The 24794-nt window shown below is 53.9% G+C and carries 22 protein-coding genes; 17 read left to right on the top strand and 5 right to left on the bottom strand.

The genetic code is table 11. From position 1 onward, the window contains the following. The first annotated feature begins 51 nt into the window (after positions 1 to 51). From ACRBCU_RS10305 to ACRBCU_RS10275, 7 genes are all read left to right on the top strand, one after another. The gene (locus tag ACRBCU_RS10305; protein ID WP_431365298.1) at positions 52 to 996 is read left to right on the top strand and encodes an MBL fold metallo-hydrolase; all 945 of its coding nucleotides are present in this window, start codon (positions 52 to 54) and stop codon (positions 994 to 996) included. Continuing rightward, entirely contained in the window at positions 993 to 1412 is a 420-nt protein-coding gene (locus ACRBCU_RS10300; protein ID WP_431365297.1) for a rhodanese-like domain-containing protein, read from the top strand. Before ACRBCU_RS10305 ends, ACRBCU_RS10300 begins: the two co-directional genes overlap by 4 nt. Then, the gene (locus tag ACRBCU_RS10295) at positions 1405 to 1857 is read left to right on the top strand and encodes a methyltransferase family protein (RefSeq protein WP_431365296.1); all 453 of its coding nucleotides are present in this window, start codon (positions 1405 to 1407) and stop codon (positions 1855 to 1857) included. Before ACRBCU_RS10300 ends, ACRBCU_RS10295 begins: the two co-directional genes overlap by 8 nt. 137 nt (positions 1858 to 1994) lie before the next feature. Continuing rightward, complete coding sequence (locus ACRBCU_RS10290) at positions 1995 to 3566, top strand: Re/Si-specific NAD(P)(+) transhydrogenase subunit alpha (protein ID WP_431365295.1); 1572 nt, start codon at positions 1995 to 1997, stop codon at positions 3564 to 3566. A gap of 13 nt (positions 3567 to 3579) precedes the next feature. Continuing rightward, positions 3580 to 5013, top strand: a complete 1434-nt coding sequence (locus tag ACRBCU_RS10285) for an NAD(P)(+) transhydrogenase (Re/Si-specific) subunit beta (RefSeq protein WP_431365294.1) — start codon at positions 3580 to 3582, stop codon at positions 5011 to 5013. A 126-nt stretch (positions 5014 to 5139) separates the two neighbouring features. Next, positions 5140 to 5544 carry a PaaI family thioesterase gene (locus ACRBCU_RS10280; protein WP_431365293.1) on the top strand — a complete coding sequence of 135 codons (405 nt, stop codon included), beginning with the start codon at positions 5140 to 5142 and terminating at the stop codon, positions 5542 to 5544. Positions 5545 to 5663: 119 nt separating this feature from the next. After that, a complete protein-coding gene (locus ACRBCU_RS10275; protein WP_431365292.1) occupies positions 5664 to 6947 on the top strand; it encodes a DUF3422 family protein in 1284 nt (427 codons plus the stop codon). Here ACRBCU_RS10275 and ACRBCU_RS10270 read toward each other — a convergent pair. Further along, positions 6880 to 7965: a YeeE/YedE family protein gene (locus ACRBCU_RS10270; protein WP_431365291.1), complete on the bottom strand. Its 1086-nt coding sequence runs from the start codon at positions 7963 to 7965 to the stop codon at positions 6880 to 6882. The two genes, ACRBCU_RS10275 and ACRBCU_RS10270, sit on opposite strands and share 68 nt — an antisense overlap. A 211-nt stretch (positions 7966 to 8176) precedes the next feature. Beyond that, on the bottom strand, positions 8177 to 9349 hold the full coding sequence (locus ACRBCU_RS10265; protein WP_431365290.1) for a reductive dehalogenase: 1173 nt from the start codon (positions 9347 to 9349) through the stop codon (positions 8177 to 8179). Between the two features lie 334 nt (positions 9350 to 9683). On the opposite strand from ACRBCU_RS10265, the gene ACRBCU_RS10260 reads away from it, so the two are divergent. Next, entirely contained in the window at positions 9684 to 10628 is a 945-nt protein-coding gene (locus tag ACRBCU_RS10260) for an NAD(P)-dependent oxidoreductase (protein ID WP_431365289.1), read from the top strand. A 73-nt stretch (positions 10629 to 10701) separates the two neighbouring features. Then, positions 10702 to 11193 (top strand): hypothetical protein, encoded by a 492-nt coding sequence (locus tag ACRBCU_RS10255; RefSeq protein ID WP_431365288.1) that lies wholly within the window; start codon positions 10702 to 10704, stop codon positions 11191 to 11193. A gap of 58 nt (positions 11194 to 11251) precedes the next feature. Here the strand turns inward: ACRBCU_RS10255 and ACRBCU_RS10250 are convergent, their stop codons facing one another. The 3 genes from ACRBCU_RS10250 to ACRBCU_RS10240 are packed head-to-tail and all read right to left on the bottom strand — an operon-like array spanning position 11252 to position 13791. Then, complete coding sequence (locus ACRBCU_RS10250; RefSeq protein WP_431365287.1) at positions 11252 to 11809, bottom strand: TadE/TadG family type IV pilus assembly protein; 558 nt, start codon at positions 11807 to 11809, stop codon at positions 11252 to 11254. A gap of 6 nt (positions 11810 to 11815) precedes the next feature. After that, the gene (locus ACRBCU_RS10245) at positions 11816 to 12370 is read right to left on the bottom strand and encodes a TadE/TadG family type IV pilus assembly protein (protein ID WP_431365286.1); all 555 of its coding nucleotides are present in this window, start codon (positions 12368 to 12370) and stop codon (positions 11816 to 11818) included. Further along, positions 12367 to 13791, bottom strand: a complete 1425-nt coding sequence (locus ACRBCU_RS10240; RefSeq protein ID WP_431365285.1) for a TadE/TadG family type IV pilus assembly protein — start codon at positions 13789 to 13791, stop codon at positions 12367 to 12369. The genes ACRBCU_RS10245 and ACRBCU_RS10240 overlap by 4 nt, the downstream gene beginning before the upstream one ends. A gap of 343 nt (positions 13792 to 14134) precedes the next feature. Here ACRBCU_RS10240 and ACRBCU_RS10235 point away from each other — a divergent pair, with 343 nt between their 5' ends. From ACRBCU_RS10235 to rpoD, 8 genes are all read left to right on the top strand, one after another. Then, positions 14135 to 15565: a Glu/Leu/Phe/Val family dehydrogenase gene (locus ACRBCU_RS10235; protein WP_431365284.1), complete on the top strand. Its 1431-nt coding sequence runs from the start codon at positions 14135 to 14137 to the stop codon at positions 15563 to 15565. A 117-nt stretch (positions 15566 to 15682) separates the two neighbouring features. Further along, positions 15683 to 16936, top strand: coding sequence for a sarcosine oxidase subunit beta family protein (locus ACRBCU_RS10230; protein WP_431365283.1), 1254 nt, complete (start codon positions 15683 to 15685; stop codon positions 16934 to 16936). Between the two features lie 78 nt (positions 16937 to 17014). Beyond that, complete coding sequence (locus tag ACRBCU_RS10225; protein WP_431365282.1) at positions 17015 to 17287, top strand: sarcosine oxidase subunit delta; 273 nt, start codon at positions 17015 to 17017, stop codon at positions 17285 to 17287. Next, positions 17284 to 20205: a sarcosine oxidase subunit alpha family protein gene (locus ACRBCU_RS10220; RefSeq protein WP_431365281.1), complete on the top strand. Its 2922-nt coding sequence runs from the start codon at positions 17284 to 17286 to the stop codon at positions 20203 to 20205. Before ACRBCU_RS10225 ends, ACRBCU_RS10220 begins: the two co-directional genes overlap by 4 nt. Beyond that, positions 20198 to 20731 carry a sarcosine oxidase subunit gamma gene (locus tag ACRBCU_RS10215; RefSeq protein WP_431365280.1) on the top strand — a complete coding sequence of 178 codons (534 nt, stop codon included), beginning with the start codon at positions 20198 to 20200 and terminating at the stop codon, positions 20729 to 20731. The genes ACRBCU_RS10220 and ACRBCU_RS10215 overlap by 8 nt, the downstream gene beginning before the upstream one ends. Before the next feature lie 54 nt (positions 20732 to 20785). After that, complete coding sequence (locus ACRBCU_RS10210) at positions 20786 to 21103, top strand: hypothetical protein (protein ID WP_431365279.1); 318 nt, start codon at positions 20786 to 20788, stop codon at positions 21101 to 21103. A 36-nt stretch (positions 21104 to 21139) separates the two neighbouring features. Further along, positions 21140 to 23116 carry a DNA primase gene (gene dnaG, locus ACRBCU_RS10205; RefSeq protein WP_431365278.1) on the top strand — a complete coding sequence of 659 codons (1977 nt, stop codon included), beginning with the start codon at positions 21140 to 21142 and terminating at the stop codon, positions 23114 to 23116. 162 nt (positions 23117 to 23278) lie between these two features. Next, positions 23279 to 24794, top strand: a 1516-nt coding sequence (gene rpoD, locus ACRBCU_RS10200; RefSeq protein WP_431365277.1) for an RNA polymerase sigma factor RpoD, incomplete at its 3' end; no start/stop codon positions are given.

Below are 24794 nucleotides of genomic sequence, written 5' to 3'. Positions count from 1 at the left end.
TACATACCCATTCCGTTCTGTGAATGTTTGCCGCAAAGGTTGGAGGCCCCCATGTATAGATTCTTTTCAGTTGCCGTTTTGGCAGCAGCCCCTGCATTTGCGAGCGAGGATATCGCAGATCAATACCCACAATCAGAGCTGTATTCGAAGCCCGTTGAGGTAATTCCGCATGTGTTTTCGGCCATCGGGGCAACGGCACCTCCTACTTATGAAAATTCGGGTCATAACAACAATCTGAGCTTTGTTGTGACGGGTGATGGTGTGCTGGTCGTCAATGGCGGCGCGTCTGCACGCCTTGCCGAAGCGCTCCATCAAGAGATCAAAGCAGTAACTGATCAACCTGTTAAACTGGTTGTTAGTGAAAACGGTCAAGGCCATGCGATGCTTGGCAATTCCTATTGGGAAGACCAAGGCGTCGAGATTTTGATGCACGAAGACGCCGCCCATGAGGTTGAAGAGCGCGGCTTCAACATCCTTGAGGGCATGAAGCGCTATAACCGTGACAAGGCCGAAGGCACGCGCGCGGTGATGCCAACGCGCACCTTTTCGGACAAAGAAGTCGTCGAAATGGGCGATGTGACCTTTGAAATTCTACACCTCGGCCCTGCGCATGGCCCCGGTGATACACAGGTTTGGATCCCCCAATGGTCTATGATGATCGCTGGTGACATCGCGTTTCATGAACGCATGCCCCCGATCTTTGCCGATACCTGCACAAGTTGCTGGGTCGAGACGTGGGAAACTGCGTTTGCGCCAATGAACCCGACCTATATCATTCCGGGCCACGGTCATCCGACCAATCTGGCGCAAGTCACGCGTTATACCCGCGACTACCTTGTTTATCTGCGCGAAAAGATCGGTGCGCATATTGAAGACGGCGGCGATCTGGCCGAGGCCTATTACGTCGATCAATCGCCTTACCTGAACCTTGATACCTTCGAAGAACTTGCGACCAAGAACGCCGGCCGCGTCTATGAGGAAATGGAATTCGAATGAAGCAGGTTTTCAAAACAGCGCTACTCATTGGTGCACTGGCATCGCCACTAGCTGCGGATGACCTTTCTGACGAGGTCATCGGCTACATGGATTTCGCCACCTACGAAGCGGGCATCATTTTGCCTGAGCAACTGACCGAAGATGTTTTTGGCTCGGTCACTTTCGTTGATACGCGCAGTGCAGAGCAATTCGAAGCAGGAAGCATTCCGGGAGCCATCAATATCGAATGGCGCGAGGTTCCTGCGCGTTTGGACGAGCTGCCTGAGAGCGGCATGGTCGTTTTATTGTGCAATACCGGGTCTTTGTCAGCGCAAGCGACGTTTGCCGCACGCCTTATGGGGCGCGAGAACGTGTTGGTTTTGCAAACGGGCTTGATCGGCTGGACCGAACGCGGAGCGCATAAACCAGATGCTTAAGTGGATTGATATCCCACCGGTTTGGCTGCTCGGGTTTGCGCTGCTTGCCTATTGGCAAAGTGCGGCGCTGAGCTATGGTCTCAGCTTTGGCGGTGCTTGGGCAGATTTCGTCGGCGGTCTTTTGGTCGGCGGCGGCATTATACTCATGCTCTTGGCCGTCTATGAAATGCGCCGTATGCGCACGACTGTCATTCCGCGACAAGAAGCGGATCAACTGGTGGTATCAGGTATATTCAAACGCACGCGCAATCCGATCTATGTCGGTGATGCGCTGGTTCTCATGGGATTGATTCTGCGTTGGGATGCGGTGTTAGCACTGCCGTTGGTCCCAATTTTCGTGTGGATCATCGAGAAGCGCTTTATTCTAGGTGAAGAAAATGCACTGAGAAGAAAGTTCAGGGCCAGTTTTGCGCGCTACTGCCAAGACGTTCGTCGGTGGGTTTGAGGTTTTTCAACTGTAAATCGCGACATACTCACGCCAGATAGCCACATCTGCTTGTCTGAAACACGCTAGGGCATTAGGGACTACGTCAAGTCCGCGCTCCTGCGCCATCTAAATATGACTAATAAGGGGACAGACCATTGAAAATTGGAACACCTAAGGAAGTGTTCGAGGGGGAGAACCGCGTAGGCATGACGCCTGACAGCGCGAAACAGCTCCAGAAACTCGGATACGACTGCGTGATTGAAACGGGTGCTGGCGTGAATGCCGGTTTCTCGGATGCGCTTTACCAAGAAGCGGGCGTTGAGGTTGTCAAAACCGCCGCTGCGCTTTGGAAAGCTGCTGACATCGTCGCAAAAGTACGCCAGCCAGAAGACGCCGAGCTAAAGCGCCTGCGCGCTGATCAGACGTTGATCTCTTTCTTCAATCCTGCCGCCAACGAGGCGGGCATGGAAGCGGCCAAGAAAAAGGGCGCAAACGTGATTGCCATGGAAATGGTGCCACGTATTTCCCGCGCTCAGAAGATGGACGCACTGTCCTCTATGGCAAACATCGCGGGTTACCGCGCTGTGATTGAAGCGGGTAACAACTTCCCACGTTTCTTCACAGGTCAGATCACGGCTGCGGGTAAAGTTCCCCCAGCGAAGGTTCTGGTTGTGGGTGCTGGTGTTGCGGGTCTTGCCGCGATTGGTACTTCCACAAGCCTTGGCGCGATCACATATGCCTTCGACGTACGTCCAGAAGTGGCCGAGCAAGTTGAATCCATGGGCGCTGAGTTCGTCTTCCTTGATTTTGAAGAAGAGCAGCAGGACGGCGCGGCTACAGGTGGTTATGCCGCTGTTTCCAGCCCTGAATTTGCAGCGGCGCAGCTTGCCAAGTTCCGCGAAATCGCACCGGACATGGATATCGTTATCACAACGGCCCTGATCCCGAACCGCGAAGCGCCAGAGCTTTGGACCAAAGATATGGTCGAGAGCATGAAGCCCGGCTCTGTGATCGTTGACCTTGCCGCTGAAAAGGGCGGTAACTGCAAGATGACTGTCAAAGACGAGAAGATCGTCACTGACAACGGCGTGACCATCATCGGTTACACCGATTTCCCATCTCGCATGGCGACGCAGGCCTCGACGCTTTACGCGACAAACATCCGTCACATGATGACTGACCTGACCCCTGAAAAAGACGGCCAGATCAATCACGACATGGAAGACGATGTGATCCGCGGCGCGACAGTGACGTTCGAGAACGAAATCACCTTCCCACCGCCACCCCCAAAGGTTCAGGCGATTGCGGCGCAGCCAAAGGCAGAGGTCAAAGAACTGACCCCTGAAGAAAAGCGCGCTGAAGAAGTGGCCGCGTTCAAAGCACAAACCAAACAGCAGGTGACTTTGCTTGCGGTTGGCGCGGCTTTGCTCCTCGGTGTTGGCCTTGTGGCTCCAGCAAGCTTCATGCAGCACTTCATCGTGTTCGTTCTGGCGGTCTTCGTTGGCTTCCAAGTTATCTGGGGCGTGGCGCACAGCTTGCACACACCACTCATGGCGGTCACAAACGCGATTTCTTCGATCATCATTCTGGGCGCGCTGATGCAAATCGGTTCTGGCTCCTTCCTGGTGATCCTGCTCGCGGCTTTGTCGGTCTTTATGACAGGCATCAATATTTTCGGCGGCTTTCTCGTAACACGGCGCATGCTCGCCATGTTCCAGAAGTCTTAAGGGGGCTAAATCAATGGAATTTGGATTTACTACAGCGGCTTACGTAGTCGCAGCAGTCCTCTTCATCCTGTCTTTGGGCGGTTTGTCAGGACAAGAAAGCGCGAAACGCGCGGTATGGTATGGCATCGTCGGCATGGCGCTGGCGGTTGCTGCAACACTTGTTGGGCCGGGCTCTGGCTATTGGCTCCTGTCGATCCTGATGATCATCGGCGGCGGCGCAATCGGGTACCAATTGGCGACCAAAGTGCAAATGACGCAGATGCCAGAACTGGTTGCTGCGATGCACTCGCTCGTTGGTCTTGCTGCGGTTTTCGTTGGCTTGATCGCGCATATCGAACTTGGTCGCGTTATGGCGATGGATGATGCGGCGAAGAAGTCTCTTGAAGGCTTTGCAGCGCTTTTGGCTAAGAAAGATGGCGTCGAGATCGCTATTTTGCGCGTTGAATTGTTCCTTGGCATCTTCATCGGTGCGGTAACATTCACAGGCTCTGTCATTGCCTACGGCAAGCTTGCTGGCAAAGTAGACAGCGCGGCGACAAAGCTTCCGGGCGGTCACATGCTGAACGCTGGCGCAGCAATCCTGTCCGCGATCTGCTTGGTCTGGTACATGAACACAGGCGGTTTCTTCCCGCTGTTCATCATGACATTGGCGGCGCTCTTCATCGGGTATCACCTGATCATGGGCATCGGCGGCGCGGATATGCCTGTCGTTGTTTCCATGCTCAACAGCTACTCTGGCTGGGCAGCTGCGGCGATTGGTTTCTCCCTCGGGAACGACCTGCTCATCGTTGTTGGTGCGCTTGTTGGCTCTTCCGGTGCGATCCTCAGCTACATCATGTGTAAAGCGATGAACCGTTCGTTCATCTCTGTTATCCTTGGTGGATTTGGTGGCCCAGCGGGCGAGCAAATGGCCGTTGAAGGTGAGCAAGTTGCAATCGACACAGACGGCGTTGCAACAGCGCTGAATGAAGCGGATAGCGTCATCATCATTCCGGGTTACGGTATGGCGGTTGCGCAGGCGCAGGCGGCTGTTGCCGAGATGGTGATCAAGCTGCGTGCCAAAGGCAAGAACGTACGCTTTGCGATCCACCCTGTTGCGGGTCGCCTTCCAGGTCACATGAACGTTCTGCTGGCTGAGGCAAAAGTGCCTTATGACATCGTGATGGAAATGGACGAGATCAACGAGGACTTCCCTGAGACGGACGTCGCGATCGTGATCGGCTCCAACGACATCGTGAACCCAGCGGCGCAGGATGATCCAAACTCTCCAATCGCAGGCATGCCTGTTCTGGAGTGCTGGAAAGCCAAGCAAGTGTTCGTCTCCAAGCGTGGTCAAGGTACGGGTTACTCCGGCATCGAAAACCCGCTGTTCTACAAAGACAACACGCGCATGTACTACGGCGATGCGAAGGACAGCTTGAACAAGCTGCTTCCGCTGATCGACTAAACATCGCGATATGCGAATAAAGAAAGCCCCGCCCATCTGGCGGGGCTTTTTGCGTTCTACGTCAGGTCATCTTTGACAATGTCACAGCGCCTTGGATGATTGCATCATCGGAAAAAGGGGCAGGTGATGGACTACTTAAAATTCGGCAAAGAGATTTTGAACGCGCAGCCTTTTAGCGTTCTGTTGGGGGCGGAGCTTACGGCGTTTGAGCAAGGCAAAGCGGAATTGACCCTGCGCTTGGAAGATAAGCTAAAGCAACAGCATGGTTTTGCTCATGGCGGGGTGCTTGCTTATCTTGCCGACAACGCGATGACCTATGCGGGAGGCTCTGTTTTGGGAAATGTTCTCACGCAGGAGATGAAGATCAACTACACGCGCCCCGCGCTCGGTGAGCGGCTGATCGCGCGCGCGGAAGTGGTTTCTTCGGGCAAACGCCAAGCGGTATGTCGGTGCGATGTCTTTGTGATAAAAGATGATGAGGAAAAACTATGCGCCGCAGCTCAAGGAACGATCCTGAGTGTGGAAGGATAGGCGGGTATCGCGCTTGGTATACAATTGCATTCCGATAACATGTTGAAATAATTGATTTTATCCTTGATTTCCGATCCGCTTTGGTTGAGTTTCACGAAAATCGTTAGGATGATCGACCGATGCCACCAATTACAGACCATCCTTTGCGCTATCAGCTTAGCAACGAGCTTCATGCGCGGCCCTTTCCAACGATCCAATCTGGATCTCGTGCGGTGTTTCTTGCGTTGAAGCACCAAGATCAGGCGGGGCCAGATGCCGCTGAGGCGGACCTTAACCATTTGATACAATTGCTAGATCGATATGGCGCGCCACATCCGCAACCGGGCGCGACGCATTATTTCGGCAAGATTGGTCGCCATAGGATTAAGTGGGAGCGTCATACGGAATTCGTTACCTTCACCTTGCTTTTGGACGGGCTTGGCGAGCGCCCCTTTGATGCAAGCGACTTTGATGTGTTTCCCGAGGATTGGCTGGGTGATGCCCCCGGGCAGCGGATTACCTCCGCGACCTTGAGGATCGAAGCACAGCATGACGATAGCGTCGTTCGCGATAAGCTCAATGATTGGTTCGTGCTGGAAAGCCTTGCGGTGAGCTCGGTTCTAGATACCGCAGCCACAGTTGCAGGCGATTTCCATATTGATGAAGCGGGGCACACGCGCTTTGCTGTTTTTGTCGCCCAAGGTGTCGGGCAGGGGCGTATCGGGCGCATCGTTCAACGCCTGTTCGAGATCGAAACCTACAAAGCGATGTCGATGCTTGGCTTTGCGCATGTGCGTGAGCTTAGCCCTCGTATGGGCGAGCTGGATAACGAATTGACGCAGTTGATGACTGAAATGCAAACGGCTGACGGGCAAGCAGAGGCGCAGCTAGATAGTTTGCTGCGCATTTCAACAGAATTGGAGGCGCTTCAGGCGTCTTCTTCCTTTCGGTTCGGCGCGACGGGGGCGTATGAAGCAATCGTTGGACAACGGATCACTGCGCTGCGCGAAGTGCCGTTCGGAGGGCGCCAAACATTGGCAGAGTTCATGATGCGCCGCTTTCATCCCGCGATGCGGACGGTTCATTCCACTAAGGAGCGCCTGCAAAGCATGGCTGAGCGCGCTATTCGCGCGGCGCAATTGCTGCGAACTCGGGTTGATGTGGATCGCTCTGCGCAGAACCAAAAGCTGCTGGAGAGCATGGATCACCGCGCAGACATGCAATATCGCTTGCAAGAGACTGTTGAGGGGCTTTCCGTGGTCGCGATAAGTTATTACGCGGTTTCGCTGGTAAGCTATGCGCTGTACCCCCTTATTGGGCTCACAGGCACCAGCAAGGGGATACTGACGGCGGCAGTTACTCTGCCGGTAGTATTGTTGGTGTGGCTTGCTGTGCGTCGGTTGCGAAAGAAGACGCACGGGTAAGCCAAGCATTTGTGACAAGAGCGCCTGCCGCAATCGCAAACAATGCAATCAAGGCTGCAAAGCTAAGTGTGGGAACCCCAGCGAGGCCTGCACCAACAGAGCACCCGCCCGCTAATACTCCGCCAACGCCCATAAGAGCCGCCCCAGCCATGTAACGCCCTGTTTGCGCTGGAGAGTCAAAGCTCTGCCATTTGAACGTTCCGAAAACTAACGACGCAATGAGCGCGCCAGCAACAATTCCGCCAATTAGACCTGAGCCGAACCCAGCAGGGATTGACGTGGATGCGATAGACCAGAACAGGCTTTCAGCCATAGGTGCAGTGAACGAAAGGCTTTCGAGCGCGATGGGATCAAACTCATCAAAAAGAAGGAAGCCTGTTCCGACCCAGCCGACTGGAACCAACAGGCCAAGCGCGGCTGCGAACACCAATGATTGAACGCGCGCGCCTGAGCGAAAGGCAACCGCGATCGCTGCGATCGCAAGCGCCATGCTCCAAAAAACGGCTCCGCCCGGAAGGCTGGCAAAGCCTGTCATATCGCCAAGGTCAACCGTAACGGCGCCGAGCATCGTGCGAAGCGGCGTCAAAACCCCTTTCATTGTGGCGTGCGCGACGATCGCGAAGACAACAATGACAAACAGAGCTCGTAGATTGCCTGTGCCTGCCAAAACGGTAAGACGCGAAGCACAGCCGCGCGTGAGAACCATTCCAGCGCCGAACATAACGCCGCCTGCGAGGATCGCGAGGATTGGTAGGTTAGCGTTGAGGAAGCGGTGCTCTTCAAATGTGATCAATTCAGCAAAGACCGCGAGCTGCGTGCCGACAATGGCAGTTGCGAGTGCGATCAACCAAACCCCTGCGGATGCACGGCGCTTTTCGCCAATTAACGCGCTACGCAAGCAGAATTTTGAGCGCTCGGCGAAGAGTCCAAAAGCGAGACCGATCATCAAAGCCAGCGCAACAGATGCTGCCTTTGGTGTGATGTCCCAGCCGGTGATGTCCAAGATCGTTTCAAACATAACAAGACCTCCTTTACGCGTGCGCGTGTGTTCGTCTTCCCTGCGAGTTAGAGGGCGCAGGTGAGGAAATCAAACCTGCTTTGGGTTGATTTGGGGTGATAACTTGGAACGAATGTGTGGGAGTGTTGGCGGAAACGGGAATTTTGTCCCAGTTTGAGGTTTCTGAGTGAAATAGGTTCTGTATTGCGACGGCAATCAGGATCGTGCGTACTTATTTATCGTTTTGGGTCCACCAAGACGCAGGTTTTACGCGCCCGCCACGCCCTTTATCAAGCCAAAGCGCAATTTTTCGAAACGGTGAGAGCGCGAGCTTGAGCCACAATTTGTGCTGCCACCTGCCAAAGTCACGATTGAACGGACAAACCCGCATGCAGATCGCGCAATCAGACGACATCTTGGCCCAAAACCCGAAACATTTCTCGGCATCCGACGTCCATTTTCGCACGCCTTTTATGCTTGAAGGCTGATCGCTAAGCGCAGGCGCGCCGTAGGGCAGAGCTTTGACGGGGCAGGCATCGGCGCATTTGGTGCAAATGTTGCAAAACTCGGCGACGCCAAGTTTTTTTGGCGGGTCGGCGGCGAGAGGCAGGGAGGTGAATATCTTTGAAAACCGCAAGCGTGGTCCATATTCTGGTGTTATCACCATTTGATTGCGCGCGTATTCGCCTAGGCCCGCTTTCAACGCGTAAGGGATGACCAACCCTGTATCATTCATCGACGCAACAGCCTCATATCCGAGATTGCGGATATAGGCGGCAAGCTGCATCACGATAGCAGCTTCGTGGCTGTATTCGCGCCCCGTAGCGGCACCTGCAAGGGCAGAGGGGTAGGTGGCAACTAGGTCTTCTTCCATTTGGTGCCCAAGCACGATGACATGGGTAATGCCAGCAGGTAGATCGTTGGGTGTAGCGCTCATATCGCGGGTATCAACGCGGCTGGAATAGAGCCAGCGATCATCTCGCGTTGTTATTGCGCAAAGATCCGCGCCAAAGAATTTGGCGAAACGTTTTATTTCAGCACTCATCTTTTCGGGATCATCAACAGAAATCTGATCGGGAGCAACCGGTGTGTCATTGGCGATGGGCGCCTGAAACCCTTCGCGCTTGCCATCCGGTGCGCTGCGATCCGAAATGACATCCGAGATTAACCAGGATGCATTGCGCAATGCAAAGTCTCGCTGAGTAAAGCCATCTCCTCTGCGCGGCGCGGCTTCCATGCGGTAGGAGGCAAAAAAGGCGTCGGTCTTTTGTGTGCGCACGCGCTCGTCCCAGAACGCGCGAGAGAACACATCATTGCGCTGCGCAAAGGGCTCAAACCCGTCGCTCACATCGATGCCTGCGTCTTCGTCGTTTTGTTGGCGAGGGTGATTTGGTAAATAGCGCATGATAGCAGCTTAACCAGAGCGGCGCGCATCGCAATCCTTGGGCTTGAGATTGCTAGTAAAGAGAGTCGCAAAAACGTCCGCCCCGACTGACACCTGTCTGTTGACATCAGGCCAGTACAGGGCTTCGCTATTTGCTCGGGGTCGCCTTGAGCAGTCCGAGTACCGCTAGGTTAGGTCACAATTGTTACAGTATTATTAAACGGACAATCAAACGCCCTGCGTTGGTAATTATCTTAGCGTTCGTCACATCAGCATTTTTGATGAAGGGTCGCGAACAGGCGCGACGGGTCGCAAAGGCGCTTTCAAAGTTGATCGTAAATTCAAGGAGATGGCAATGAAAGTTGGTTTTATTGGGCTTGGTAACGTGGGAGGCAAGCTCTCGGGAAGTCTTTTGCGCAATGGTGTTGAATTGCGCGTTCATGATTTGAATGCGGATCTGGTAGAAAAAAGCGTCGCGCTTGGCGCCATTGCGGGGGGAAGCGCCGCTGAGATGATGCGCGATTGTGATGCGGTGATCACCTGTTTGCCAAGCCCTGCCGCCTCCGATGCAGTGATGCAGCAGATGTTGCCAGAAGTGCGAGACGGCAAGATCTGGATGGAAATGTCCACCACGGACGAAGCCGAAGTCAAACGGCTAGGGGCTTTGGTCATCGCAGCTGGCGGCGCAGCGGTAGATTGCCCAGTCTCTGGCGGCTGCCATCGTGCAGATACGGGCAACATATCAATTTTCGCAGGATGCGCGCGCGAGACCTTTGATCGCATTTTGCCATTGCTGACGATCATGGGGCGGCGGGTGTTGCACACAGGTGAGCTTGGCTCGGCGAGCATTCTCAAAGTGATCACCAACTATCTGGCAACAGCTAACCTTGTGTCCTGCGCAGAGGCTTTGACCGTCGCGAAAGGCGCGGGCATGGACCTTGGGACGGCTTATGAAGCTATTCGAATTTCATCTGGCACCTCATTTGTGCATGAAACGGAAAGTCAGGTCATTTTGAATGGCAGTCGCGATATTTCCTTTACTATGGATCTGGTGGCAAAGGATATCGGGCTCTTTCAGGCGGTTGCCGATCGCGCCGAGGTGCCTTTGCAGTTGAACCCGTTGTTGATAGAAATCTTCAATGACGGGATCGAAAAGTTCGGGCCGCGCGAACTTTCCCCTAATATTATCAAACGATTAGAGGTGGCTACAGGTCTGGACGTAACCGCGCCGGGTTTTCCAGCTGAAATGGTGGACGATGAACCAGAAGAGCAGGGCGGTGAGGTGAGTGTACGTCGATAGCGCAGGCGCTCTCGCATTTTTACATCGTTGCAGGTATGGGTGCGGCCAATTCTAAATTTGAAAAGGTCGCCCCATGTCCGATCCCATGTCCGATCCTGTAATCGCCACGCTCGCTGCGTCTCCGCCACGTCGCTTTGTCGGTGTCGCAATGCTTGCCATGCTAGGGGGCTTGTTGGTCTATCTTGCGCTGGCTTTGCCCTTTAGTGGAACCCAAGTCTTTTTGATCCTTGGCGGCCTTGCATCGCTCTGGGCTGGCGCGCGCATGCATAGCGCGACATCGCAATTGCTGGAACTGAGCCAAGAAGAGCTGAGGGTAAAGGACGGCCCGATATTAGCCAAAATCGCAGATATAGAAAAGGTTGAGCGGGGGACGTTTGCTTTCAAGCCGTCAAACGGATTTCTAATTACGCTAAAGAGCCAAGGCACACGCCGTTGGGCACCCGGCCTGTTTTGGTCGTTTTCACGTAAAATCGGAGTTGGGGGCGTCACAGGCGCGCCGCAAACCAAAGGTTTGGCAGAAGCGATGTCTGCGCTGGTGGCCGAGCGCCAAATCGCAGCTTCTTAATGAAACGCGCCGCCCTGAGAGTGTCAGAGCGGCGCGATTTTGATAAATTCAGACGGGTTTAACCGTTGCTGTCCCACACGAGCTGCGGCGCAAAGCGAGGGCGCGTGAACACGAATGTTTCAATGACCCTTGGCGAGAGACCAACGCTAAAGGCGGGATCATAATCAGAGGCTGTTTCCACAAGAATGATACGTTCATTCGAAATGAGCGGAGGCAGCAGATCGTCATAGTCACGCACGTCTCGATTGCGAAGACGTGGAATGTCTCCGCGGCGTTGGGACCAATCCACTTTGAAACGATTATTGGGCCCGTCCCAGCGTAGCAACGTCACGCGCAAAGCGGTTTCCCCCGGGCTAAGCCCAGAAAGATCCTTATAAATATTGCGCGCATTGGTCATATAGGACGGCGTTATCGGCAGGGTTTCACGGCTTAGCATGTCGCTAATCGTGTAGGCTGCCTTTTCCGCAACGGTTTGAGCGCGATAGGCTTCATAGTACGTAAAGGTCGCAGCGTAAGCCCAGAAAATAACAGGGAAGATGATCGCGGCTTCAACAGCCGCGCTGCCCTTTGTTTCGCCGGCGAAACGACGCAGTTTTGAAAGAATGAACTGTTTCATTACTATTTACCTCGGTTCCTGGGTGAATGCCGACACAGCAACAAGCGCGCTTTTGCCGTTTTGATCGGTTGTTCGCTGCAAAGCCAGTTCCGACGTAGGAAAGACCGGATCATAGAGCATGCAGGCGCGAACGATGACCAATTCGTTTGATGAGCCCATTTCAAAATCGCGAACTGGGTTAATCACATCCCAACCACCATTCTCCGCCGCTTCTTGAGCCGCGCAATCAACTGTATTGGGCAAACTCGTGTATTCGCGGGGATCATTCGGTATCATTTCAAGGCGAAGGTTTGCTTGGCAATCATCAAAGATGACCGCACCATCGCAGATCATATCGCGAATTTCGTCATGCGAGTATTGCGCGCCTGTCCCGATACGCACTTCGCGCATTGCTATGTCGAGACCACGTTCCAACAAGGTTTGGCGGATCGTGATAACGCCCATCTCGATGCTAGACGTCAGGATCAGGATGAAAACAGGGAAGACCAAAGCGAATTCGACAGTGACGTTCCCGCGCTCTGCATTTTTGAAACGCAGAATTCTGTTAAGAAACTGTATCATTGTGTGAGCCTCAATTGGTTGATTTGACGTGCGATTGCGTCAAACGCTTCGGAAATCTCGACACCTTCCACACGGAAGAAGTGGCTAGGTGAAGAAGCACAGCTTTCCATAACATCCGCGCCGTGATCATCGACTTCGAAGCCAATGGACCAGATCACAATGCCTTCGTCCTTGGAAGCGTCGCAAATGTTGTCGAGCAATGCATCACCCTGAGCCGCGTCGTATTTATACCAGTAGTACTGGCTACGGCTGTGTGAGCGAACGTTACGATACAGATAGTACCAAAGGTTATAACGGCTCCAGTGATAGTAGTCGGAGGTGGAATCGTAAGCCCAAGACGAGATACGCGAGGCCGAACTGTTTTTGCCGTCTGTCATCAGAACAACAGTTTTCAGCGTTTCGACGTCATCGAAAGCCGCAGGGCGGTTTGCGAAGTCGTTGTCAATTTCGCCGTCATCCACCAAAGCATCAACAACCGGGTTGAATGCAGGGTCAAGCATCGCTGCCGCCCATTTCATCCCCATGAAGATCTGGGTACCCGCGCGCGGCTGTAGCTGCGCAATCTGCGAGTTGAGTTCCGACGCGTTCTGGGAGAACGGTGTGATACGTTCATAAGAATAGCGCGGGCAGATCGTGTCCGAGAGCGAGTTGCTGCCAGAGTAATTCCACTGAAAGTGCTGCATCTGATCATAGGTCGTGCTCAGGTTCAGCGTTGTGTCGTTGTAAGCAGAGTCCGACATTTCAACACAGTGAGAATAGTCGTGACGGTGGTTGGTGTTGAGTTCGTTGAAGATCTTTGGGCCGACATTCACGTGTTGTGAATAAGGGATCAAAGAAACAGACACCAAACCTTGGTTTGACGGGCTGAGGACGGTGTTCACAAACGACGTCGCAGCCGAGCGGAGCTGAGACATTTTGCTACCTGTGCCCATCGAGCCAGAGATATCTAGCACCATCGAAATTTCGACGTTTGCAATACGCTCTTCAGCGACGCCTGCGGCTGTGGCGCTAAGCGTGTCCACGCCTGCAAGTTTCATGAAGGCGGTTGTCGTATTCGATTGGGCCTGTGCGCCAACTGTCTTGTAGTTGATACCTTGATCTACTGACACGGTAGACAAGAAGCTTTCGAGACCCGCAGCGTCAAAGTAGTCGTTCACGACTTTGAGGGGTGCTTGTTCTTGGTCAAGATCAGCCGCCGCCAAAATCGCGCGATCAAGGGTGTGCTGCAAAATTGTACGATCACGCTCAGAGCGCATCAGATCGACGCCGATGCCACCCATTGTTAGGATCATCAGCACCATAAATACAGCGAAGATGGTGAGTGTACCTTCCTCATCGTCTTTAAACGCAAGGTAGGGTGAGCGCCCACCTCGGTTTTCCTTATCAGGCCTGAGGCCGCAAAGGTGAATTATGTCCCGCATCTTGATCGGTCCTTTCTAAATTCGCCCAAACACAAATGACAGCAAGGGCGTAAACATCCACATTCTGCTTTGCTCCTGTGTTGTGGCGAAATTGGGGCGGGAAACGGGAGATATAATGCCTCAATGAGCTAACTTCCCAACAATAACTGTGTGTTGTATCAATTGTTTCTATCTTGGTTATGAATGGCTGTTTTGCCTGTCAAAAAGCGTCCAAGTTAGAGTGCGACAATTTGGTGCGGAATTTCGCCTAGGCCGGAAATATTACTCGCGCGCATTAACGATATCGTCATAGGCTTGGATTAGCGGTGCACAGTCATAGAGGCACGCTATTGGGAGAAGATTCATGACATCCATTAAAGAACCGAGTTTCCGTGAGAGCGTCGATATGATGTTCAATCGGGCGGTGGCCTTGCTTGATTTACCGGCTGGGTTGGAAGAGAAAATACGTGTCTGCAACGCCACTTATACTGTGCGATTTGGTGTGCGTTTGCGTGGCAAGATTGAAACGTTCACTGGATACCGGTCGGTTCATTCTGAACACATGGAACCGGTCAAAGGCGGTATTCGATTTGCCATGGGGGTTAACCAAGACGAGGTTGAAGCGCTGGCAGCACTCATGACCTACAAATGCGCATTGGTAGAAGCGCCCTTTGGCGGCTCGAAAGGCGGTTTGCGGATTGATCCGCGAAATTACGAAGAGCATGAGCTTGAGTTGATTACCCGCCGCTTTGCCTATGAGCTGATCAAACGTGATCTGATTGATCCGGCGCAAAACGTTCCCGCACCTGATATGGGCACTGGCGAGCGAGAGATGGCGTGGATCGCTGATCAATATGCGCGCATGAATACAACGGATATCAATTCCAAGGCTTGTGTCACAGGTAAGCCGCAGAACGCTGGCGGTATTGCGGGGCGCGTCGAGGCGACGGGGCGCGGTGTCCAATATGCGCTGCGCGAGTTTTTCCGAGATGAACGAGATATCGCGAAGGCCAATTTGACGGGAACACTCGATGGCAAACGTGTGATCGTACAGGGTCTTGGCAACGTGGGATATCATGCGGCTAAGTTTCTGAGCGAAGAAGATGACTGCAAAATTATCGGCATTATCGAATACGACGGCGCGCTATTTGATGAAAACGGCTTGGATGTAAATGCAGTGCGCAACTGGATTTCCAAGCATGGCGGGGTGAGTGGATACCCGGACGCGCGCTGCCACGAAGATGGCGCAACGGTGCTGGAAGCGGATTGCGATATTTTGATCCCCGCTGCTTTAGAAGGGGTCATTAACCTCACAAATGCAGAGCGGATCAAAGCCCCTTTGATTATCGAGGCCGCGAATGGGCCTGTGACGGCTGGCGCGGATGATATCCTGCGCGAAAAAGGGACAGTGATTATCCCCGATATGTATGCCAACGCTGGGGGGGTTACTGTTAGTTACTTCGAATGGGTGAAGAACCTTAGCCATATCCGCTTTGGACGCATGCAGCGCAGGCAAGAAGAAGGGCGGCACCAGTTGATCGTTGATGAGTTGGAACGCTTGAGCGCGGATAGCGGAAATGATTGGAAGCTCTCGCCCGGGTTTAAGGAAAGGTATTTGCGCGGTGCGGACGAGTTGGAATTGGTGCGCTCTGGTCTCGATGATACGATGCGCATTTCCTATCAAGCCATGCGCAACGTTTGGCACGACCGCGAAGACGTATCTGATTTGAGAACCGCGGCTTATATCGTTGCGATTGAAAAAGTAGCAGCAAGCTACCGCGCGAAAGGATTGTAAGCACACCTGCCCATAGTTTTTTGATAATAAGAGAAAAACGACGCGCGATGTCGTAGAGACGTTGCGCGTGGGAGGCAAACCCGCTTAATTCACTTCTATATAGCTGGGGAGTGGACGATGCGGTTTTCTGGACTTCGCGTTTTGAAAGAAGGCCTGACAGGTAACAAAGGGTGGGGGGCGCATTGGCGCGATGCCGCTCCAAAGCCTGAGTATGATGCAATTATCATTGGTGGCGGTGGTCATGGCCTCTCGACGGCTTACTACCTTGCGAAGAACCACGGCCTCACAAATATTGCGGTGCTTGAAAAAGGCTATATCGGCGGTGGCAACGTTGGGCGAAACACCACGATTGTGCGTGCGAACTATTTCCTGAATGGGAACTCCGAGTTTTACAGCCACTCGATGAAGCTTTGGGAAGGGCTTGAGCAAGACCTGAACTATAATGTCATGCATTCGCAGCGTGGCTTGATCAATCTGTTTCACTCTGATGGTCAGCGCGATGCTTTTGCGCGGCGTGGCAATGCGATGGCGAACCAAGGCGATGACGCGGTTCTGCTGGATACTGAAGGTGTGCGAAAGATGCTGCCTTATCTTGCTTTTGATAATACGCGCTTTCCCATTTACGGAGGGTTATACCATCCGCGCGGCGGTACGGCGCGTCACGATGCGGTTGCTTGGGGCTATGCACGCGGCGCGGATATGCGCGGCGTGGATATTATCCAGAACTGCGAAGTGACTGGAATAGATATCGAGAATGGCGCAGTCACAGGCGTTCAAACAACGCGCGGCGCAATCAAATCCAAGAAAATCGGTGTGACCGTCGCGGGGCGCTCGGGGCAAGTTGCTGCAATGGCAGGCATGCGCTTGCCTATAGAGAGCCATGTGTTGCAAGCCTTTGTCACAGAAGGGCTAAAGCCTGTCATTGATCATGTCATCAGTTTCGGGATGGGACATTTCTACATTAGCCAATCGGACAAAGGTGGTTTGGTCTTTGGCGGTGATTTGGACTTTTATGCCTCCTACGCTGCGCGCGGGAACCTCCCGATGAAAGAGCATGTGATGGAAGCGGGCATGACCTTGATGCCAATGATCGGCAAAGCAAAGGTGCTGCGTTCGTGGGGCGGGATTATGGACATGACGCCAGACGGAAGCCCGATTATTGATAAGAGCCCAGTTGATGGTCTCTATCTGAATTGCGGTTGGTGCTATGGCGGCTTTAAAGCGGTGCCCGGCTCAGGATCGGTATTCTCCCATCTGATGGCGACCGACACATACCACCCCGATGCAACAGGATTTCAATTAGATCGGTTCCGCACAGGTGTAGGCTTGATTGATGAAGAGGGCACTGGCTCTCAGCACAATCTACACTAGGGGCTTGAGTATGATGAGCGCTTTCTGCGGCAGTGAATTAAGAATGATGAAGAGCAGGCTTGCTCTAGGGGAGATGCTATGCGTCTGAAATGTCCTATCTGCGGGGAGCGTGATCGCCGCGAGTTTTATTATGTCGGAGATGCCGTGGCTCTGGATCGTCCAGAGCCAGATGCGGGTGATGCTGCGTGGGATGCGTATGTTCATTTGCGCGACAACCCAGCCGGCGTGACACGCGATTTGTGGCAGCATGAGGCAGGCTGCGCGGCATGGATTGTTGTAACGCGAAATACAGTGACCCATGAGGTTCTGGAAACGGCCCTGGCTTCTGACGTGAAAGGGGCGAGCGCATGAGAGTTGAAAACAAAGGTCTCGTAGATCGCACGCGCCCGATTAGCTTTTCGTTTGATGGGCGCGCCTATCGTGGATACGCGGGAGATACTGTCGCTTCGGCGCTTTTGGCGAATGATGTGCGCTTGATGGGGCGTTCGTTCAAGTATCATCGACCGCGCGGGGCTTTGAGCGCAGGAAGCGAAGAGCCAAATGCCCTGATCACTGTAAAGCGCGGCACGGATCTTGAGCCAAACGTGCGCGCGACAGTGCAGGAGATCTATGAAGGGTTAGAGGTACGTTCACAAAACGCATGGCCTTCGTTGGAATTTGATGTGCTTGGCATCAACGATTTGGCCGCTCCGTTCTTCAGTGCAGGCTTTTATTACAAGACCTTTATGTGGCCGCGCGCCTTTTGGGAGCGTGTTTATGAACCAGCGATCCGCCGAGCGGCAGGTTTAGGCGGGTTAAGTGGTAAAGCCAGCGGTGACAGCTACGAAAAGGCGTATGCGTTTTGCGATGTCTTGGTAATAGGCGCGGGGCCCGCAGGGCTTATGGCAGCGCTAGAAGCGGCGCGCGCTGGGCTGGATGTTATCCTTGCCGACGAAGACACGCGCACGGGCGGGCGTTTGCTCAGCGAAACTGAAAAAGTTGGCGGGCAGGCTGGCGCGGATTGGGCCGCTGCCGTGACCGCAGAGCTTGAGAGCATGAACAACGTACGCGTGATGACGCGTACCACGGTGACGGGAGCATATGATCAGGGAACCTTTGGCGCGCTAGAGCGGATCACCTCCCTTAACGCTGACGCGCCGCGCGCTTGTTTTTGGCGCATTGTCGCAAAGCAAAGCATTTTGGCCGCAGGTGCATTAGAGCGTATGATCGCGTTTCAAAACAACGATCGACCCGGGATCATGGCTGCAAGCGCTGTAAGATCTTACTTGAACCGCTGGGGCGTCGCGCCAGGGCGGAATGTGGTTGTGTTCGGGAACAACGATGATGCGCATCGCACGGCACATGATCTCAAAGCTGCGGGTGTGCATATCGCTGCCTTGATTGATACGCGCCCGGATGCACAAGTGACTGGGGACTTCCCGATCTACACAGGCGCGCAGGTCTGCGGAAGCAGCGGGCGTAAGGGGCTAGAGTCGATCACCGTGCGCACCCAAAGCGGAACCGAAAAGATTGCGACGGAATGCTTGGCGGTCTCTGGGGGATGGAACCCTTCGGTGCATCTGAGTTGCCATATGAACGGGCGACCTGAATGGCAGGACGACATAGCAAGTTTTGTTCCGCGCGAGAACGCGGTGCCGGGGATGACCGCCGCTGGTGCTTGCAATGGCGTATTCTCGACGCAACAAGCCATAGCCGAGGGGCAAACGGTCGCGCACAAGGTGATAAAAACGCTAGGTAAGACAGCGCAGCCGTCCGAGTTGCCCGAAGCAGAAGATACCCCGCTTCGTATTAGTCCACTTTGGGCCGTTGGTGGCACAGGACGGGCATGGCTTGATTTTCAGAACGATGTGACGGTGAAGGACGTTAAGCAAGCGGCCACAGAGAACTTCCGCTCTGTTGAACATATGAAGCGGTATACGACGCAAGGGATGGCGACGGATCAAGGTAAGAACTCTAACGTCAACGCATTGGCAATTTTGGCCGACGTAACTGGGCGCGGCATTCCAGAGACAGGAACGACGACGTTCCGCCCGCCCTACACCCCAGTTCCAATTGCTGCGATGGGCGCAGGCGCAGAGGGAAAAGGATTTGCCCCAGAGCGCCTGACAACATCGCATCACGCAACGCGCGCGCGCGGGGCTCCGATGATCGAAGCTGGTATGTGGTATCGCCCAAGTTTTTTCCCAAGCGAAGGGGAAACCAATTGGCGTCAATCCTGTGATCGTGAAGTCAACATGGTGCGAAGCAGCGTTGGCGTGTGTGATGTCAGCACTTTGGGCAAGATTGACATTCAAGGGCCAGATGCGGCCGCGTTTCTCGACTTTGTCTACACCAACACCTTTAGCACACTAAAGGTTGGGCGCGTCCGCTATGGTCTTATGCTGCGTGAAGACGGGCATGTGATGGACGACGGTACAACAGCGCGGCTGTCTGAGACGCATTTTGTTATGACCACAACCACCGCTGCCGCGGGGCAGGTGATGCGGCATTTGGAATTTGTGCATCAATGTTTGCGCCCTGAACTAGATGTTTCTCTGATTTCAGTAACCGAGCAATGGGCACAGTTCGCAATTGCGGGGCCTAATTCCCGAGATATGTTAAATAGCCTTCTGGATCAGCCTATCGACAATGAGAGCTTTCCGTTCATGGCCTGCGGTGAAGTTGCGGTAGGCGGCATTGATGCGCGGTTGTTCCGTATCTCGTTTTCGGGCGAGCATGCATATGAAATTGCCGTGCCTGCGCGTTTCGGTGCCTCTTTGTTCGATGTACTTTGCGAAAAAGCAGAGGCGCTGGGCGGTGGCCCTTATGGTATGGAAGCCTTGAATGTGCTGCGTATCGAAAAGGGCTTTATCACCCATGCCGAGATACATGGCCGCGTAACTGCCTATGACATTGGAATGGAGCGGATGATCTCTTCCAAAAAGGATTGCGTTGGGCAAACGATGGCCGCGCGTCCGGGGCTTTTGGGAGAGACACGTGAACAGCTTGTGGGCCTCAAACCAATGGGGGCCGTCAAACAACTAACCGCTGGCGCGCATTTGTTTGCAGCTGAAAGCGAAGTCACACGCATAAACTCCGAGGGCTATGTGACGTCTGTCGGGTTTTCGCCAACATTGCAAAGCTTTCTCGGCATGGCATTCCTTAAGAATGGGCGCGCGCGTATGGGAGAGACTGTGAAGTTGGTCGATCATATGCGAGGGATCGAAACGCTTTGCGAGGTTTGTGATCCAGTGTTTTACGATCCAGAAGGGGGCAAGACCCGTGGTTGAATTACAAGCAAAACCCCCAGCGGCAGGGCTTTTGCCCTATTCCAAAGGCAATCTTGAACTAATTGAAAGCGCGCTGGGCCGCGTGTTTTCGGTTGCGCCCTTCAAAGCCCAAGGAGAGGCGATCGAAAAAGCGCTTGGCGCAGCGCTGCCAAAGGTTGGCCGCTCTGTGCATCTCTCTGGCGCGGAAATTGTTTGGTTTAGCCAAGGTCAGTTTCTGGTGATCGGCGAGGGCGACATGCCCGCCCTTGAGGGCAAAGCCGCAATGACCGATCAGAGCGATGCGTGGTGCGCAATAGAACTCTCCGGCGCGCGCAGCGAAGAAGTGTTGGCACGCTTGGTGCCAGTAGATCTGCGCCAAACCCACTTTAAGCGTGGGCATTGTTTGCGTAGTCAGCTTGGGCACATGCCGTTGCATTTGACGCGCACAGGCAATGACAGCTTTCGCCTGATGTCGTTTAGATCAATGGCAGGCACAATGGTGCATGAGATCAGCCGCGCAATGGATTTGCTTGTAGCGCGCGGGTGACTTTCGGCACTAAATGGCATAAAGAGTGCCCCAACTAACGTCGGGAGTTTTGTGATGATCACGCCAACACGTTTCTTAGTCTGCGCGGTTTTAGCGACAGCGGTTGCACTTCCTGTTTCGGCAAAATCCAAAAAGGACCGCATCTGCGAAGCATTTGGCGCGGCAAGCCATAAGATTGCTCAGCTCAGGCTGAGTGGAAAGAGCGAAAGCGAAGCGCAATTGGCCTATGCGAGCGAAAACGCCGATAGCGACATGCTCAAAATGCAATTGGTGCCTGCGATTAGTAGTTATGTTTATGGGCTTACGGATGAACAGCTCGCAGGGGATGTCGAAACGCCTGCCGTGGATCAGTGTAAAGCCTACCAAGGCTAACTGGACTCTGCTTGCGTCACAGCGGATACTGCGCCAATGAGTCTGCCCCCCGGTTTCCTTGATGAACTTCGCACGCGCCTAAGCCTGTCACAGGTTGTGGGCCGCAAAGTCATGTGGGATGCGCGCAAGTCTAACCAAGGCAAAGGTGATATGTGGGCACCTTGCCCCTTTCATCATGAAAAATCGGCGTCTTTTCATGTAGATGACCGAAAGGGCTTTTATTATTGCTTTGGCTGTCAGGCCAAGGGGGATGCGATCACGTTTGTGCGTGAGACCGAGAATGTTGGCTTTATGGAGGCTATTGAAATCCTCGCAGGGGAAGCGGGGCTGGAGGTTCCAAAGCAAGACCCGAAAGCGCAGCAGAAAGCGGACGAACGCACCGAACTTGCGCAGGTCATGGAGCAGGCGGCGCAATTCTTCAGGCTGCAATTGCAAACGGGGAATGCTGCCAGTGCGCGTGGATATCTAGAAAAACGGGGGCTTGGCGCTGAGGCTTTGGCGCGTTTTGAGATCGGCTTTGCGCCAGATGCCTGGCAAGGGCTTTGGGATCATCTTGTTGGGAAGGGCGTATCGCCTGAGAAGATTTTGGCTGCAGGTTTGGGAAAGCCGTCGAGCAAGGGTGGCAAGCCCTATGACACTTTTCGCAATCGCATCATGTTCCCGATCCGCGATGCGCGTGGGCGCTGCACTGCTTTTGGTGGCCGTGCGATGGATCCGAATGACAACGCGAAATACCTAAATTCGCCCGAAACGCTTTTGTTCGACAAAGGGCGCAGCCTTTATAATCACGGCCCCGCTCGAGAAGCGGCTGGCAAAGGCGCACCGCTGATCGTCGCGGAAGGCTACATGGATGTGATTGCCTTGGCAGAGGGCGGCTTTGGGGCGTCTGTCGCGCCACTTGGTACGGCGATTACTGAGAACCAGTTGCACCTTCTTTGGCGTATTTCGGATGAACCGATCATTGCACTGGATGGTGACAAGGCTGGCTTGCGCGCGGCGCAACGTTTGATTGATTTGTCCTTGCCGCTGCTTGAAGCGGGAAAAAGCCTGCGCTTTGCGCTTATGCCAGAGGGAAAAGACCCTGATGATCTGATCCGCAGTGACGGGCCAAGCGCGGTGCAGGCGGTTATTGATGCCGCGATGCCGATGGTGCAGCTCTTGTGGGATAAGGAAATCGAAGGCAAGAATTTCGACAGTCCAGAGCGTAAAGCGGGTTTGGATAAGGTGCTGCGCGAAAAGATCATGTTGATCCGCGACCCCTCTATTCGCGCGCATTATGGGCAAGCAATCAAAGGCCTTCGTTGGAAACTGTTCCGATCCGGGCCTGCGTCAGGTTCCAAATTTGGCGCTGGCAAAAAACCTTGGCGCAAAGGCGGGAAAGCTGATTGGCGCAATGATACACCTGTGAGCGCTATGCCCGGCACCAAAGCTTCGCTTTTGGCGGGGGCAGGCGAAGACACCCAGCGTCAAATGCGCGAAGCGGTGATTTTGGCGACGCTCATTTGCACGCCTGAAGTCGTCACCGAATTTGAGGGGCAGTTGGAAGAACTTATGCTGTCCACACAAGAGCATAGCGCGCTTCGCGATTTGATCTTGGCCCACGCTCCTGACGGGCGAGAGGTGTTGCGCGAAAACATTGTGACCGCGCGCGGGGCTGATAGCCTTGAAAACCTGCTCAACGCTGGCCATGTGGCAATCACGCCTTGCATTCGCAATCCGGGTGACACGGAAATGGCAATGATGACTGTGTCCGAAGAATTGGCAAAGCTGGAAGCAGAGCAGGGGTTGAGTGCAGAAGTTCAAGAGGCTGCTGAAGATTTGGTTGGTCTTGCGGATGAAAGTGTAACGTGGCGATTGGGGCAGGCGGCGCAAGCACGCAATCTAGCAATGCGCAGTGAGCACGAAGACAAGGCGGAATATGACACCGCACCAAATGGTGCGCGAATCAATCGCGATGAAAAAAGTGCGTTTGACGAATTATTGGACAAACTGAACGTCACCAAGCAGCCATGAGTTGGCAATCTGGTGAGGAATATGTAAAGAAATCAGGGTAAACGGGTAGCCGAATCACTTCAGTACGATATGATTCGTTTCAACGAATCACTTTGATCGCTGATGGACGGCAATCCGCCGAAGCCACAATCCGGGGCAATGGCCCCAAACAGGAGCATCTGCATGGCCGCCAAAGACAATGACGACCGCAAGTCTGACGATCAGGACGCCGCACATACGCTCGATATGAGCCAAGCCGCCGTCAAGAAGATGATTGCGGACGCGCGCGAACGTGGCTTCATCACTTACGATCAGTTGAATGCGGTTTTGCCGCCTGATCAGGTCAGCTCTGATCAGATCGAAGATGTGATGTCGATGCTTTCCGAGATGGGTATTCAAGTCACCGAAGAAGACGAGGATGCCGAAGAGGACAAAGGCACCACCGATCTGGTTGCCGCTGGCACGAACAAAGAAGTTACCCTTTCAACGGGCACAACTGAAAAGCTTGATCGCACGGATGACCCTGTGCGCATGTACCTGCGTGAAATGGGCTCGGTTGAGCTGCTTTCCCGCGAGGGCGAGATTGCGATTGCCAAGCGTATCGAGGCGGGCCGCAATACGATGATTGCGGGGCTTTGCGAAAGCCCTTTGACCTTCCAAGCGATTACAATTTGGCGCGACGAACTTCTTTCAGAAGATGTTCTGCTGCGCGATGTTATTGATCTGGAAGCCACCTTTGGCGATCAAATGGGCGAGGACGAGCAGACACCGGTTGTGCCGACAGCGGCCAACTCCACTGCGGCTCCCAAGGCTGAGGGCGCTCAAGAACTAGACGCCGACGGCAACCCGATTGCACAAGATGATGATGACGACGATGAAGATGAACAGGCGAACATGTCGCTTGCGGCGATGGAAGCTGCGCTAAAGCCGCAGGTTCTGGAAGCGCTGGACATCATCGCGGATGACTATGAGAAATTGTCAGCCATGCAGGACAGCCGAATTTCTGCGACGCTCAATGAGGATGACAGTTTTTCTGCCAAGGAAGAAGAAACCTATCAGAAGCTGCGTTCCGAGATCGTGTTGTTGGTGAACGAACTACACCTTCACAACAACCGTATCGAAGCCCTGATCGACCAGCTTTATGGCATCAACCGCCGTGTGATGAGCATTGATAGCTCTATCGTCAAGCTTGCAGACCAAGCGCGCATCAACCGCCGCGAGTTTGTCGAAGCCTACCGTGGTCGTGAGCTTGATCCGAACTGGCTGGAAGAAATGAGCGAGAAGCCCGGTCGCGGCTGGCAGATGTTCATCGAGCGTTCAACGGACAAAGTTGAAGAGCTCCGCGGTGACATGGCACAAGTTGGCCAATATGTGGGTCTCGATATTTCTGAATTCCGCCGCATCGTGCAGCAGGTTCAGAAGGGTGAAAAAGAGGCGCGTCAGGCCAAGAAAGAAATGGTCGAAGCGAACCTTCGTTTGGTTATTTCGATTGCCAAGAAATACACCAACCGTGGCCTGCAATTCCTTGATCTTATTCAAGAAGGTAACATCGGTTTGATGAAGGCCGTGGACAAGTTCGAGTATCGTCGCGGCTATAAATTTTCGACCTATGCGACGTGGTGGATCCGTCAAGCGATCACACGTTCGATTGCCGATCAAGCCCGCACAATTCGTATTCCGGTGCACATGATCGAAACGA

This window comes from Planktotalea sp. (assembly GCF_050633725.1).
Classification (GTDB): Bacteria; Pseudomonadota; Alphaproteobacteria; order Rhodobacterales; family Rhodobacteraceae; genus Planktotalea.
The sequence above is the reverse complement of the archived record's forward strand: the minus strand, read 5'-3'. Positions and strand labels throughout refer to the sequence as shown.